Origin of the sequence: Sphaerisporangium album, assembly GCF_003323745.1 — a bacterium.
Taxonomy (GTDB): Bacteria; Actinomycetota; Actinomycetes; order Streptosporangiales; family Streptosporangiaceae; genus Sphaerisporangium; species Sphaerisporangium album.
In genome coordinates this window covers 1-12,332 of sequence record NZ_QOIL01000034.1, presented here as the reverse complement: position 1 = coordinate 12,332, position 12,332 = coordinate 1, and the positions used below count along the sequence as shown (strand labels likewise).

20 protein-coding genes are annotated in these 12,332 nt (G+C 68.7%); 5 read left to right on the top strand and 15 right to left on the bottom strand.

Translation table 11 applies throughout. The features are described 5' to 3' along the window. Positions 1-21: 21 nt before the first annotated feature. The gene (locus tag DQ384_RS38075; protein WP_181871642.1) at positions 22-339 is read right to left on the bottom strand and encodes a hypothetical protein; all 318 of its coding nucleotides are present in this window, start codon (positions 337-339) and stop codon (positions 22-24) included. Between the two features lie 376 nt (positions 340-715). On the opposite strand from DQ384_RS38075, the gene DQ384_RS38070 reads away from it, so the two are divergent. Next, the gene (locus tag DQ384_RS38070; RefSeq protein WP_114033745.1) at positions 716-1,888 is read left to right on the top strand and encodes a hypothetical protein; all 1,173 of its coding nucleotides are present in this window, start codon (positions 716-718) and stop codon (positions 1,886-1,888) included. Between the two features lie 243 nt (positions 1,889-2,131). Here DQ384_RS38070 and DQ384_RS38065 read toward each other — a convergent pair whose 3' ends face one another. Next, positions 2,132-2,503, bottom strand: coding sequence for a hypothetical protein (locus tag DQ384_RS38065; protein ID WP_114033744.1), 372 nt, complete (start codon positions 2,501-2,503; stop codon positions 2,132-2,134). A gap of 131 nt (positions 2,504-2,634) precedes the next feature. Further along, positions 2,635-2,856: a hypothetical protein gene (locus tag DQ384_RS38060; protein ID WP_114033743.1), complete on the bottom strand. Its 222-nt coding sequence runs from the start codon at positions 2,854-2,856 to the stop codon at positions 2,635-2,637. Between the two features lie 139 nt (positions 2,857-2,995). On the opposite strand from DQ384_RS38060, the gene DQ384_RS38055 reads away from it, so the two are divergent. The 4 genes from DQ384_RS38055 to DQ384_RS38040 all read left to right on the top strand — a co-directional run bounded on the left by DQ384_RS38055 (position 2,996) and on the right by DQ384_RS38040 (position 6,151). Next, positions 2,996-3,454 (top strand): hypothetical protein, encoded by a 459-nt coding sequence (locus tag DQ384_RS38055; protein WP_114033742.1) that lies wholly within the window; start codon positions 2,996-2,998, stop codon positions 3,452-3,454. Positions 3,455-3,572: 118 nt separating this feature from the next. Continuing rightward, entirely contained in the window at positions 3,573-3,824 is a 252-nt protein-coding gene (locus tag DQ384_RS38050) for a hypothetical protein (RefSeq protein WP_147269053.1), read from the top strand. After that, positions 3,821-4,255: a MerR family transcriptional regulator gene (locus tag DQ384_RS38045; protein WP_114033740.1), complete on the top strand. Its 435-nt coding sequence runs from the start codon at positions 3,821-3,823 to the stop codon at positions 4,253-4,255. Before DQ384_RS38050 ends, DQ384_RS38045 begins: the two co-directional genes overlap by 4 nt. Before the next feature lie 264 nt (positions 4,256-4,519). After that, positions 4,520-6,151 carry a DNA methyltransferase gene (locus tag DQ384_RS38040; RefSeq protein ID WP_114033739.1) on the top strand — a complete coding sequence of 544 codons (1,632 nt, stop codon included), beginning with the start codon at positions 4,520-4,522 and terminating at the stop codon, positions 6,149-6,151. Here DQ384_RS38040 and DQ384_RS38035 read toward each other — a convergent pair. The 12 genes from DQ384_RS38035 to DQ384_RS37980 are packed head-to-tail and all read right to left on the bottom strand — an operon-like array spanning position 6,148 to position 12,039. Next, on the bottom strand, positions 6,148-7,038 hold the full coding sequence (locus tag DQ384_RS38035; protein ID WP_114033738.1) for a hypothetical protein: 891 nt from the start codon (positions 7,036-7,038) through the stop codon (positions 6,148-6,150). The two genes, DQ384_RS38040 and DQ384_RS38035, sit on opposite strands and share 4 nt — an antisense overlap. Beyond that, positions 7,035-7,466, bottom strand: a complete 432-nt coding sequence (locus DQ384_RS38030) for a DUF4326 domain-containing protein (protein ID WP_114033737.1) — start codon at positions 7,464-7,466, stop codon at positions 7,035-7,037. The genes DQ384_RS38035 and DQ384_RS38030 overlap by 4 nt, the downstream gene beginning before the upstream one ends. Next, entirely contained in the window at positions 7,466-7,864 is a 399-nt protein-coding gene (locus tag DQ384_RS38025) for a DUF7694 domain-containing protein (RefSeq protein WP_114033736.1), read from the bottom strand. Before DQ384_RS38025 ends, DQ384_RS38030 begins: the two co-directional genes overlap by 1 nt. Then, the gene (locus DQ384_RS38020; RefSeq protein ID WP_114033735.1) at positions 7,857-8,249 is read right to left on the bottom strand and encodes a hypothetical protein; all 393 of its coding nucleotides are present in this window, start codon (positions 8,247-8,249) and stop codon (positions 7,857-7,859) included. The genes DQ384_RS38025 and DQ384_RS38020 overlap by 8 nt, the downstream gene beginning before the upstream one ends. Beyond that, the gene (locus tag DQ384_RS38015; protein WP_114033734.1) at positions 8,242-8,718 is read right to left on the bottom strand and encodes a hypothetical protein; all 477 of its coding nucleotides are present in this window, start codon (positions 8,716-8,718) and stop codon (positions 8,242-8,244) included. Before DQ384_RS38015 ends, DQ384_RS38020 begins: the two co-directional genes overlap by 8 nt. After that, complete coding sequence (locus DQ384_RS38010; RefSeq protein ID WP_114033733.1) at positions 8,711-8,923, bottom strand: hypothetical protein; 213 nt, start codon at positions 8,921-8,923, stop codon at positions 8,711-8,713. The genes DQ384_RS38015 and DQ384_RS38010 overlap by 8 nt, the downstream gene beginning before the upstream one ends. Continuing rightward, the gene (locus DQ384_RS38005) at positions 8,916-10,055 is read right to left on the bottom strand and encodes a hypothetical protein (protein WP_114033732.1); all 1,140 of its coding nucleotides are present in this window, start codon (positions 10,053-10,055) and stop codon (positions 8,916-8,918) included. The genes DQ384_RS38010 and DQ384_RS38005 overlap by 8 nt, the downstream gene beginning before the upstream one ends. Then, positions 10,048-10,599 carry a hypothetical protein gene (locus tag DQ384_RS38000; RefSeq protein WP_114033731.1) on the bottom strand — a complete coding sequence of 184 codons (552 nt, stop codon included), beginning with the start codon at positions 10,597-10,599 and terminating at the stop codon, positions 10,048-10,050. The genes DQ384_RS38005 and DQ384_RS38000 overlap by 8 nt, the downstream gene beginning before the upstream one ends. Beyond that, positions 10,592-10,822 (bottom strand): hypothetical protein, encoded by a 231-nt coding sequence (locus DQ384_RS37995; protein WP_114033730.1) that lies wholly within the window; start codon positions 10,820-10,822, stop codon positions 10,592-10,594. The genes DQ384_RS38000 and DQ384_RS37995 overlap by 8 nt, the downstream gene beginning before the upstream one ends. A gap of 11 nt (positions 10,823-10,833) precedes the next feature. Continuing rightward, positions 10,834-11,169 (bottom strand): hypothetical protein, encoded by a 336-nt coding sequence (locus DQ384_RS37990; protein ID WP_114033729.1) that lies wholly within the window; start codon positions 11,167-11,169, stop codon positions 10,834-10,836. A gap of 41 nt (positions 11,170-11,210) precedes the next feature. Continuing rightward, positions 11,211-11,630: an ASCH domain-containing protein gene (locus DQ384_RS37985; RefSeq protein ID WP_114033728.1), complete on the bottom strand. Its 420-nt coding sequence runs from the start codon at positions 11,628-11,630 to the stop codon at positions 11,211-11,213. 13 nt (positions 11,631-11,643) lie between these two features. After that, positions 11,644-12,039: a hypothetical protein gene (locus tag DQ384_RS37980; RefSeq protein WP_114033727.1), complete on the bottom strand. Its 396-nt coding sequence runs from the start codon at positions 12,037-12,039 to the stop codon at positions 11,644-11,646. Between the last annotated feature and the right edge of the window lie 293 nt (positions 12,040-12,332).

The window sequence follows — 12,332 nt, the reverse complement described above, 5'->3', positions numbered from 1 at the left end:
GGGCGGTGGTGTTCTTGGGGGTCAGCCCCAGAACACCGGCCCGTGGTGTTGATGCGCCCAGGTGGCGATGTCCTGGAGTTCGGCGAGCCTCCCGGCCAGGTAGCCGGGGGGTGTGCCGCACCAGGTCCACCGACCGTCGTCGGTGACGGTCGGCCGCCCCTGCTCGTCGTCGGTGGCGACGTCGAGCAGGCCCCGGGCGGTGAGCACGCAGCCCAGGAAGTCCTCGGCCTCGCACTCGCCCCACGGTTCGGTCAGGCCCAGCAGCTCCAGCAGGCGGGCGGCGTTGCCGCTGGCCAGGTTGAGCTCGGGTCCGCCGGTGGTGGTGAAGGTGATGGACATGACGGCCTCCCGTGATTGGTGGATCTCGCGGAGGCCGTACGCCTCGGGGAGGGCCACGTCCGCCCGGGGGCGGGGTCCACTGTTGACTTGTAACTTCCTTGTTCTGACTACAATTAAGTATGCGCGGCGGCATCTGAGATTGCAATGAGTACAATGAAGTTTCCTGGCACTCCAAGTTGCCGCTTCCATGCAGGTCAGAAGCCCGGCGGCCCACGCCACCGGTGAGAGGCGCGTCAGATGCCGGGGCCTGCAGCGCCGAGCAACGTCGCGGCCCGCGCCGTCTTCGCGCCAGGCCCTCGACTCTTTAAGAACTATTGCGACGCCACCGACCGCACCTGTACCGAGACCACCAAAGGCGGAAATTACGCTCCGCACTATGAGCCTGACGCGCGGCTTGGACTCCCCGCGTACGCCACTTCGGCGGTTCCTTGATCGTGAGCTGTCGGCCGGGTGCCGTCGCCTGCGCGCGACCTACCGCGCGCGGCTGCCTTCCGGGCCGCTGATCCTGCCCGGCGAGGGAGTGGGCTACGAAGCGGGTACCGTCGGGACCGCGATCGATCAGCGGCTGCGACTGGCCTTCACCGCGGCCGCGCCCATCGACCAGGCCACCAAAGACGGCATCGCCACCGTGAAACTCACCGCTGACTACCTTGGACCGCATCCGGCGTGGGAGGCGATCGAAGCCGTCGGCAGTGAGCTGGGCCGGCTCATGCACTCCGCCATCCCTGATCTGGCGCTGGATGATCGGGCACGACCGTTCACGCGCACGGACGAGGACGAAGAACGACTTGCCCGGATGCTGATCGCGGCGGCGTGGTTCGCGCTCAACACCCGAAACTTCATGGCATTCCCGCTTACGCCGTTGTGCAAGGCGGCCTTCGCCGACCCCGGCGGCTTCGACCTCGCCACGCTTCTGGCGCTCCCGCACCGCCACCTGGTCGACGACATCCTGGCGCAGCTGCGCGCCGCCGAGCATGGCACCCTCGGCCGGCTCCGCGCCCAGAGCGACCGTGCGGTGTGCTCGCCGGGACCGACGTTTGATGGCAGCTCCTACCTGGCCGCCGACGCTGACCTGATCGTCGACGGCTTCTTGCTGGAATTCAAGAGCACTCGGCGGGTCGAGCAGTTCTACAAGCCGGTGATCTTGCAATTGCTCGGCTACGCCTTGATGGACTTCAGCGACCGGTATCGCATCGACAGCCTCGGGGTGTACATGACCCGCGCCGGCGCGTTGATCCTCTGGCCGCTGGAGGACTACCTGGCCCTGCTGGGTGCCCGCCGACGCGACCTCGCCGAGCTGCGGGCCGCGTTCGAAAAACTGCTGAGCCATCCCGAATACGGGGCCGACAATGACCCGCTGCCCGGCGAACTGCCCGGCGTCGAAGCACTCCTATCTGAGCTGGCCCCAGCGATCGACGAAGGCTGCTGCCGGGTTTGCGCGCAGCCCCTTGCCCGCCCGATGATCAGCGCCACTCGCCCCCGCCTGTACTGCTCACGGTTCTGTAGCAGCCGTGCATCCAGCCTCCGATATCACGGCTGGCTGACCTGATCGCACACACCTGGCGGCCGCCGAGCCGTCGTGCTTGCGTCGAGACCGAGTCGCAGCGATACCGCGGCGCACGGGGTTACGATGGGGGCCTCTCCTCTGTGGAGGAGTTTTCAACCCTGGGACCGGCGAGCTTCCGAATCTGAGCCTTCGGGCTCCGCTCGCCGGTCCTGGTTGTTTCCGGGGTCAACTCAACCAAGGGAGGGGGCCCGCCCCGGGCTGGCTGCGCGGGGCGGGGGTGGCTCGCTACAGGTCGAGTCTCGCGATCACGACCTTGGCGAGGGTGGAGACCCGGTCCAGCGAGTAGTGCAGCGCGTCCAAGCGCCACGGTGCTGGCCCGAACTCGTCCACCATGGCCACGATCTCGTGTGCTGTGATCCAGTCCAGCAGGACGTGACCGAGCATGCGAGCCGTGTCCTCCTCCAGCGGCATGTCCCGGATGAGCACCCGGGCGCGCTGGACGGCGGGGACGATGGTCTCGGAGTCGAAGTCCTCGCCCATCGGCGGGAGGCCGATGGGGACGGGGAGCTTCTCGCAGATCTTGCTGATCAGGGCGTAGAACCTGATCACGGCCTGGACGAGTGCGGAGTACTCGTCCTCCGGCGGAAGATCTTCCACCGTTCCTCCTCTGTTGAGTTTTCAACCGGTGTCGCTTGGGGTTCCGACCCCCTCCCGACACTTGAAACTATACCGCAGTCATGCCCCGATGTCAGGAGCTCGGGGATGTGGAAAGGTAAAGAAATCCGGAGTCAGAGCCGGGGGTCGTTGACCAGATGGAAGCCGTCGGCGTCGTCGGCGCCGAGGTGCGTCACCGTGAACTCGCGGCCGGGCAGTTCGTTGGCGGGCAGGCCGGCTTGCCGGGCGATGCGCTCGGCGGGCACGCGCAGGGGCGCGGATGCCGGGTGCATGGGCGTGACGAGTTCCGCTTGGTCGCCCGCGGTCATCAGGACGCGTACGTGGTGGGTGGCCATCTGTCCAGTGTGGGACACGCATGCATCCGGGGAGGCGAACACCTCGCCATGGGGGCATGAGTGCGGTATAGTTTCAGGTGTCGGGAGGGGGTCGGAACCCCGAACGGCACCGGTTGAAAACTCAAGAGAGGAGCCTCAGGTGGGCGCACGGCCGAAGACCTACCGTCACCGTCAGACCCAGGTGATCGTCCGGCTCGCCGGACCACACCAGGCCACCACGGAGGTCAGCCCCAACGGGGTCCGGGTGAACATCCCCGGCGCCGTGATCACCATCGGCGACACCAAGGCCTCCCGGTCCATCGTCTCGCTCTGGCGGGACGCGGCCGAGTCCTGGCGCCGCCTCTTCCCCACCGACCTGCGCGCCCCGAGCTACCCGATCACGACCGGGAGCACGACGTGGGTGTCGGTGGCCCTGACCGGCCGCATCAGCGGCCGCGATGTCCAGGGCAAGGCCCCCAAGTTCAGCCGCAGCCACTGCGGTGAGCTTCGGGTCCGGATGGGAGAGCTGGTGATCGTCATGGACGATCAGGCGGCCGCGCGCAGCCAGATCCCGGTCTGGCTCGAAGCGTGCGAGCTGATGGAGATCTTCTTCCAGTGAGCCTCGCGGGGGCGGGCGGTGGCCCGCCCCCGAGGGGCTTATCCACAGAACCCCGTTCAGGCTCCCCTCGGCGAGCCGTCCCCGCCCATGCTGATGCCCCGACAGAGAAAGGATGATCATGTATGAGATCCGCGACGACCTGAACAACGTGCTGGCCAAACCCGCGACGATCCCGGCCGCCGAGCAGGCCATGGAGGACCTGTGCGAGCAGGCGCACGCCCAGGCCGTCCGCAACGGCGAAGGCGCCGGCGAGCTGTGGGTGCGCCTGCGCGTGGTCGACGACTGCGGCGAGACGGTCATGTTCCGCAACTACAACCCCGACCCGACCAGGCCGTACATGCCACTCAACGACCAGGAGGACGACGCGTGATCCCGCACGGTCGTGACGCGGTCAACGGCCAGGAGGCCGCGCAGATGCTCGGCAAGAGCTACAAGACCTGGCGCAACGCCAGGATGGCCGACAAGCTCGGGTTGCGGCCGTTCAACCCCGGCCGCCGGACGTTGCTGTACGACCGGGCCCAGGTCGAAGCCGCCTGCGACGGCCGCCCGCTCCCCGCCTGGCCGGTCGGCACCACCCAGCACCCCGCCGATCTGCTGGACGAGCAGGACGCCGCCGAGTACCTCGGTGTGAGCTACGCCACGGTCAGGCACGACCGGGCCACCGAACGGCTCGGCGACGCCTGGACTCAGATCGGCGGTGTGGCGCACATCCGCCGCGGTGACCTGGACGAGCTGATCGCCGCGCGGCCGGGACGGGGTGTCGGTGGCGGCCGTCCCCGTAGCATTCAGCGTTCGGAATGACCTCGCACTGAACCAAGGCTCGCTTCGGGGGCTGGCCTACAACGTGTTGCCGAGCACTGGCTCGCATTCGCCCGGGTCAACCGCCGCTCCAGTTCGCGATCTCGTCGGGGCCGATACGTGGGCGCCCGGCGCTGCTGGTCTACATTGGCTGTACTGGCCGTGCGGTAGCAGACGGTACACGCTATGTCCGCTTCTGTTGCGTCTTGATCGCAATCACGGGTTTAGCGCTGACATGGTCCCCATGCTCATGGCACGCTCCAGAGCATGGCGAAGAAGAAGCGCGGTGAATGGTTGAACAAGCTCTACTACGGCGACAACCTGGAAGTTCTGCGTGAGCACCTACCCTCCGAGAGCGTAGACCTGATCTACCTCGATCCGCCTTTCAATTCCAATCGCTCATACAACGTTCTCTTCAAAGAGAAGAGCGGCGACGAGGCGCACGCCCAGATTGAAGCCTTCGGCGACACGTGGACGTGGAGCCACGAGACCGAGTCGTTGTATATCGAGATGATGAACGGTTCGGCGTCGAACAAGGTCAAAGACGCGCTGGAGGCAATGCGTAAGCTACTTGGCGATAATGACGTCTTGGCCTACCTTGTGATGATGACCGCGCGGTTGATCGAGCTATACCGCGTCCTCAAGCCCACAGGTTCCATCTACCTGCATTGCGACCCGACAGCCGGTCATTACCTCAAGATCATACTCGACACCATCTTTGGCGCCGAAAACTTCCAGAACGAAATAAGCTGGCAACGCGCCGGTGCGAAGAATGATCCGCACCGCTATGGCCGCAGCCACGATGTCATTTACTTCTACAGCAAGAGTCGCACATTCACGTGGAACACTCAATATACGCCCTTCGACGAGGCGTCAATAGCTAAGAACTACACGCACGTAGAGCCGGTGACTGGGCGCCGATACCGACGCGGTGATCTTACGGCGGGCAAATCGGGAGGCGATGTAAGCTTTGAATGGCACGGAGTCCTTCCCTACAAGGGGCGCTATTGGGCGTACTCGCGCGAAAAGCTTGATCAAATGCTCGCCGAAGGGCGGATTGAGTTCCGTAGTACCGGCATGCCCGTCTACAAGCGCTACCTAGACGAGCAACCGGGCGTGGCGCTGCAAGACGTCTGGACCGACATCCGGCTTACGTCCGCCGACAAAGAGAGACTTGGTTATCCGACGCAGAAGCCTCGCGCCCTGCTGGAGCGAATTCTCACGGCAAGCAGTAATGCGGGAGACGTTGTCCTCGACCCTTTCTGTGGCTGCGGAACCACCGTGGACGCCGCCCAGAACCTAGGGCGGAAGTGGGTCGGAATCGACGTCACGACCCTGGCAGTCGACCTGATCGACGCTCGCCTGCGACACACCTACGGCGAAGGCATCCGGGATAGCTACGAGCTACTCGGGATCCCGCGCGATCTCGGCGGTGCCCAGTCGCTTTTCAAGCGCTCCCCATTCGAGTTCGAGCGCTGGTGCGTCATGATGCTGGACGGACAGCCGAACGAGAAGCAAGCAGGCGACAAGGGTGTTGACGGCGTGATTCGGTTCCCGATCGACGCCAAGGGAAACTCTGAGAAGATCCTTGTCTCCGTTAAGGGCGGGGCAACGAATCCGGGACACGTCCGAGACCTGGTCGGGACCATTCAGTCTCAGCGGGCCGCTATGGGCGTCTTCGTCTGTATGCAGAAGCCCACGAAGGCGATGATCGATGCTGCTAACCACTCTGGGGTCTACACGTATCCCGTCAACGGCGTGAAGTATCCCGTGGTTCAGATCATCACCGTGGAAGAGCTGATCGCGGGCAAGCGCCCATCGATGCCAGCGACCCTCTTGCCGTACTTCCAGGCCAAACGGAGATACGACGACGCAGCGGATCAGAGCAGCCTCTTCTAGGTGATGTCTCCTCGGATTTCCTTGCAGGTGGCGTGCACGCACACTGAGCAGGCGGGCCCGTGTAAGGCCGTCTCGCCGGTGAGCAGGTCCATGACATCGCCCACCCGGTACAGCGGCCGGCCCGCCTGGTCGCGACCTCGGGCCTGGATGCGCCGGCGGTGGGCATAGCCGCGGACCACGGACGGCGTCAGCTCGGGGTGCCAGCCGTGCAGGGCCCGGGCGATCTCGGTGGCCGTGCCCAGGTGATCGGCGGCCTGGTCCATCAGCCAGGCCTGACGGGCCTGAGAATCGTGGTCGGCGCCGCAGGCGCGGCAGGTGATGCGCGCGGCGCCGTGGCGTGTGTACAGGTCGGCCGTACAGTCCCCGGCGCCGCACGGGCCGGCGTACCACGCGGCGGGCGGGCGGTCGATCGCCCGCCGGGCCAGGTTGACCGCAGCGCGCAACTCGTCGACCGCCTCAGGCGCGGCGGGATGGCGCAGCAGACGGACGCGATGGCGGATCAACCAGCGGGCGAGGCCCGGCAGGGTGTCGGCGGGTGGGCGGCCGAGGTCGGCCCACTCGCAGGAGGGGTGCTCGCAGAGGATGCAGACCGGCCCGGCGACGCGCGGCGCGCCCTCGGACAGCACGCGGTACCAGCCGAGCAAGGCCGAGCGCAGGACGTAGGCCGCCTCGCGGGCGCGCTGGTCCCACGGGATCGCGCGTTCCCCGCTGTGGCCGGCGCCGGGCTCGCCGAGCCTGGCCTGCCGGGTGCGGGAGATCTCCAGGTGGAGGGCCAGGGAGAGCACATCGTCCAGGTCGCGGACGGTGCGGGCGGCGCAGGCGGCGCAGACTCGGCGGTGGCCGGGCATGCTGCGGTCGCAGCCGGGGACGGGGCAGGGCAGGGTCACGGGCGCCTTTCTGCGCTGTGAGTGCCTGTGGGGGCTGATGGGGACGGTGAGGGTGCCGAGATATCGGATAGTTCCCCGCAGGCCGTCAGTGGCGACTGAGGGGCGCGTGGTGGTGTCTGTGCGTGAATGGCCTCCAGCAGCGGGTCACCATGGCACGGCTCCTCCTCGGCGCACCAGCACGCGACGTCGGCGTCCCCGATCTCGACGCGGGCGCGGGCGACCAGCTCGGGTGTCAGGCCGGCGCGGTAGGCCTCGACCGCGCCGGGGCGGTCGTGCACCAGGCCGCCGCAGGGGCGGCAGGGCTTGTCGACGGGGTGCGGGTTGGCGAAGACCGAGCGAGGCAGGCCGGGGGCGGCACGGCCGATGTAGACGGCGCCGTCGGGCACACGGCCGTGCCAGAGGTCGCCGATCACTCGGACGCGGGCCATCAGATCGTCCCCATTGCACCGAGGTCGGGCAGCACCTGGGCGCCGTCCGCGCGGCCCCACAGGTGCAGTGCGAAGCCGTGAATGTTCACGTGCCGGGCTGCCCGCGGGAACACCTGGTAGGCCTCCCTCTGGTCCCCGAACACGCCGGCCTTCAGGGTGGCGAGGTCCTCGTAGGACGGCATGTGGTCAGTCCAGGAGATGGAGGCGTGGATCCACTGGGCGCCATCGAGCTCGCACTGCGTTACGACCACGGATCCGGCACGGTCGCGAAAGGTGACGATGATGCCTGCCGGTCCGTACGGCTCGGGAGGCCAGGGGCGCAGGCCTGCACGGCGGAGCGTCCGGTACAGGTGGGTGGGGTCGACGTCGAGCAGCGCGAGATGATGCAGGTCAGTCACGGTCGTCCTTCCATTGGTGGTCGACGCAGGCGGGCCACCAGGCGCGGCAGTCGGTGGCCTCGCCGTGGCTGGCCCGGGGCGGTTCGATGTACGGTTCGCTGCTCCACCCGATCAGGCACTTCGGCCATCTGCGCCGACCCCGGCCGGTGAGCTCACGGTGCACGCAGTTGCCGCACCGGCGGCCCTCGGCCTCGCGGTCGTCGTGCCGGGGAGCCTCGGGGTGCAGGCGCAGCGTGACGGTGAGCACAGCCGACAGCGGGTGGATGCCGCGGCCGAGCATCTCGGCCTGGCGGCGGGTCCGCCGCACGGTGGCGGATTCGCGCGGCACCGGCGGCGCCGGTGGCCCGGCGTCGGGCAGCTCGAACAGCGGGGGCGTCTCAGCCATGCCGGTCCGCCTGCAGGTGCTCGGTGGAGCGGTGGGTGAAGAACCGCGCGGGGTCGGCGTCCTCGCCGAGCGCCTCCCCCAGCTGGGCCTCCAGAGCGTCCTGGGCCACCCAGGCCGCGCGGCCGGCTCGCTCTTCGTCGGTGCCGGGGCCGAGGTCGCCGGACAGGGTGAGGGTCCAGGCGTGCTCGTCGCCCTCCAGGTGCTCGAGAGTGCCGATCTCGCCGAGCCGTTCGAGCGCCTGGCGCGGGCCGGTCCAGGCGAAGGTGATGCGGACGGTCCACGAGCTTTCCCCGGCCGGCGGGTACAGCGCGAGTACCGGGCCCCAGACGGCTTCCTCCTGGCGGAGCTGGTCGGTGGTCAGCGTCAGGCCATGGGCGGTCTGCCAGACCTCGGCCGCCGCGCCGAGTAGCGCGGCGACGTGGCCAAGATCCGCCGGGAGTGGAATCGCGATGAGGGGCCGGTTACTCACTGTTGCCTCCCTGGTGAAGGTTGCCTTGGCGCCGGTTCCTGCTCAGGTGTCCGATATGCCAGAAGGTGCCGCACTTGTAGGGGCGCAGCTTGCCGTCCGGGTGGAAGGTCTTCGCTGCCTTCTTGGCTCTCGCGCGGGATGCGTAGATCTGTTTGCCGCAGGTCGTGCACCTGCCGAGGTTGAGGACCTCGTCGAGGTCACGCATCTCCGATCGCCTGCTGGTCGGGGTGGGTGCGCAGGACGCGGACGCGCTCGGGGTGGACGATCGGGGCGTCCTCCGGGCCACGCCAGTGCTCTTCGATCCACTTGGGCCGGTGCACGCCTCTGCTCGGGTACCACTGGTTGCGCCAGAACCCGTCGACCGGGAAGCGAACGCGGACCTTGCGGCCGGTCTCCTCGGCCCCGTGGTCGCCGGACTGCGGTCGCTCGCCGGCCTCCTGGTCGCGCGGCGCGGTGGTGTACCGGCGCGGACGGGCGTCCACGATCCGGATGTCCCCGGTCGGTAATCCGGAACGCTCCAGCTGCCGGCGAAGGCCTCGCCGGATCGGCTCGGTGCGCTGGTAGACCAGCGGCTGGCGCATCAGCAGCAGCGTGGCCATCAGGTGCTTGGCCCAGTGCGAGGTCCACGCGGGGTCATCCTTGGCGGCCAGGTCCTCCTGCAGACGGGCCTTCTCTGCGCCTTCGTCCAGGTACTTGATGCCGTATTCGTTGTCCGGCACCAGCCGCGCATGATCCGCGCGCAGGCCGTCACGGACCCGGTCATGCTGGAGCTTCGCGAGCATCTCGGCGCGATCGCGGTAGAAGCTCATCCACACACCGCCGTGCTTCCACTGGCCGCCCGCGTCGTAGGGGCCCCAGGTGCAGGCGCTGACGTTGATGTCCTCGTACGCGTGCTCGCGGTAGTCCAGTGTCAGACGCCCGTCGACCAGCACCAAGCCCCTCTCGGGCCGGCGGTGGGTCACCAGCGGCGCCCCGAACACGATCAGTCCGCGAGGCGTCGGGAAGTCGCCGGCGTCCGGAACGAACGCGGGCAGCTCGGCTGCGGCGGACCGTACGAGCTGGGTCATCTCCGCGGTCACGTAGTACAGCTCCGCGTCGCGCAGAGTGCGTGTCTCCTGTTCACAGACCATTTCGGCGTAGGCGCGCATCATGCCCGGGTGGCCGTCCAGTTCGGGGTGGCCCATCATGCTGCCGGCGCACTTTGACATCACGGCGTGGAAGCGGAATCCGCGGCCGTCGCCGAGCCAGCCCAGCAGCTCGCGGCGCAGCGCGGGGACGTCGGCGGCCTCGAAGGACGGCGTGCTGTGCTGCCCGGTCGTAGGGGTGTGCTTACTCATGGCGGGCCTGTCTGTGGTTGGCGAGGTCGTTGACGGCGGCCTGCGCGCTGCCGGGGTCAAGGCCGACGATGCCGATCAGGTGGCGGCGATAGGCGGCGTCCAGGTCGGCGGCGGCGAGCGCCTCCAGCACGGCGGTGGCGTGCTCGCGGGCGTCGCCGGGGTCCCACTGGCCGACCTGGCGCGCGCCGATGAAGACGGCCAGGAAGGCGTTGCCGGTCTTCTGCGACACGCCCGGGACCAGGCGCAGCGGAGCGGTGACGGCGTCGTCGATGGGCGGCCGGTCGGCACGCAGTTCCGCGACCGTTGCCGCTGCGTGCGTGAGCCTCACGCCGGTGGCGGTGAGCTGCCGGATCACGGCGGCATCGTGTTCGGCCTGGCTGGCCACATCGATGACGGCGGCTGCGTAGGCCAGGCCGGCGTGGCGGTCCAGGACGCGTGAGCGGTCCTGGTCGTAGTGGATGGAGGCGGCGTAGGTGCCGTCCGGGAGCAGGTTGGACTGGACCCAGATCGCGTCGGTGGTGTCGGCGGGGGTCTGCTCAGCCACGCTCGCCTCCCCGGGTGCGGGTGGTGCGAATCTGGCCGAGTTTGGCGGCGATGGTCTCCTCGGTGCGTCCTCCCACGATCAGCACGCGGACGTCGGGCAGGCCGAGTTCGGTGAGGTTGAAGGTGATCGGCTCGTCGGCCATCAGCCTGGTCATGTTCTCGCCGGACAGGCCGATGATGACCAGTGGGGCGCCGTCGGTGGTGGTGCCTGAGGCTTTGATCAACGGTGGTGCTCCTATCGGGACCGGCGCCGGCGGCGCCGCTTGGGGTCCAGGCGGGTGACGTTGGCGGGGAGGATCGGCAGGGCCTCCTGTGTCGCCTTGGGCTTCTTCGGCTTGCATGTGGCCACGTGCGGCACGTACCGGTGCTCCCACGCCGCAGGGGGCATGGCGCCGGCGGCGTCGAGCGAGCGGGAGTGCCAGACTCTGGGGCCGACGCGGTAGCAGGCCTGGTTGCCGCGCTCGTCCGGCCGCGGGTCGACCAGCAGGTAGCGACCCAGGCGCGTCACGGTGATCAGGACCGACTCGCCGCAGTCGCGGCATTGGCGCAACTCGCGCGGCAGGGGGATCACGTCGCCTCCTGGGTTCTGCTGGTCTGGGGTTCTGCCGGCCGTCAGCCGGCCAACTGGTCGCGTAGCTGGCGCTCGATGCCCTCGGAAAGCGGCCACAGGCCCAGGCGCCCGGCGGCGGGGATGGGGGTGGCCAGGGCGCGGGTGTTGGCCAGGTGCCAGTGCCATTGACCGCGGACCGCCCACACCGAGCACATGCCGGTGCCGGCGGCGCAGTCGCGGTGGCAGCCGGTGATCTCGGTGACCGCGATGATGGCGCCGAACCGGATGGCGCCCCGGGCCAGCGCGTCGGCGATGAGCGCGCGGCCCTCCTCGGTGCGGATCACGGCGTCGCCGTCCGCGGTCTTGCTGGCGTGGATGGCGATGAGGCCCAGGTGGGCGGTCTTCCAGGTCCGGTTCTCGATGTCCTTCACACCGGAGGCGATCAGGTGGGCCCAGGGCTGCTGGATGGACAGGGCTCTCAACGGACTCTCCTGGTCAGCGGTAGTTGGGTGGGAGCGGGGTGCCCGGGGCGCGGTCGCAGCGCGTGCAGACCCGCCAGCGGCCGTCGGCCCACTGCGGCTGGCCGCAGATACCGCACAGCGCGGCGACGGGCCGCAGGATGCGCTCCCAGATCCACACCGGAAGGCGCGGGCGGTGAGCCGCCGGGCAGGTGGCGTCGTGGAGGGTCGTCCGCTCCTCGTAGGGCCGTAGAGGCAGCTCGACGCTGAGCGGGCGCGAGCGCAGGACGCCCTCCGGGTCGCGCCAAACGGCGGTGTCGCCCTGCTGGTCGGGCTCGATGTCGACGAGCACGTGGCCGGTCTCGCCGGTGGTCACGTACACGCTGCGGGCGCAGTCGGGGCACTGGTGCCGGCCGCGCAGGCCGAAGGTCATGAGTGTCCTCCTGGGTCGACGCGGCAGGCTCACCACTGGTCCCATGGGCGGACCTGCCGGATCACGGTGGTGGGCATGAGGTCCTCGTGCGGGTCGGGGCGGGCGTTGACGGCGACGTCGGCGAGGCGGCCGGCGAAGCCGGGGTCGTCATCGAGCTCGGGGAAGGTGTTGAACGACTTTGAAGATGCCGATGTAGTGGGCGGAATGCGGCATCCTGTCTGCCGACAAGATCGGATGCATGTTCCGGGTGACCGGGGAGTTCGTCGGCGGCGGCACCTCGCCGACGAAGGGCA

Coding starts and splice junctions, on each gene's coding strand:
- DQ384_RS38070 (WP_114033745.1), top strand. CDS start 716: ATGAGCCTGACGCGCGGCTTGGACTCCCCGCGTACGCCACTTCGGCGG.
- DQ384_RS38020 (WP_114033735.1), bottom strand. CDS start 8,249: ATGGCTGAGACGCCCCCGCTGTTCGAGCTGCCCGACGCCGGGCCACCG.
- DQ384_RS38050 (WP_147269053.1), top strand. CDS start 3,573: ATGTATGAGATCCGCGACGACCTGAACAACGTGCTGGCCAAACCCGCG.
- DQ384_RS38040 (WP_114033739.1), top strand. CDS start 4,520: ATGGCGAAGAAGAAGCGCGGTGAATGGTTGAACAAGCTCTACTACGGC.
- DQ384_RS38030 (WP_114033737.1), bottom strand. CDS start 7,466: ATGGCCCGCGTCCGAGTGATCGGCGACCTCTGGCACGGCCGTGTGCCC.
- DQ384_RS38075 (WP_181871642.1), bottom strand. CDS start 339: ATGTCCATCACCTTCACCACCACCGGCGGACCCGAGCTCAACCTGGCC.
- DQ384_RS38010 (WP_114033733.1), bottom strand. CDS start 8,923: ATGCGTGACCTCGACGAGGTCCTCAACCTCGGCAGGTGCACGACCTGC.
- DQ384_RS38005 (WP_114033732.1), bottom strand. CDS start 10,055: ATGAGTAAGCACACCCCTACGACCGGGCAGCACAGCACGCCGTCCTTC.
- DQ384_RS38060 (WP_114033743.1), bottom strand. CDS start 2,856: ATGGCCACCCACCACGTACGCGTCCTGATGACCGCGGGCGACCAAGCG.
- DQ384_RS37980 (WP_114033727.1), bottom strand. CDS start 12,039: ATGACCTTCGGCCTGCGCGGCCGGCACCAGTGCCCCGACTGCGCCCGC.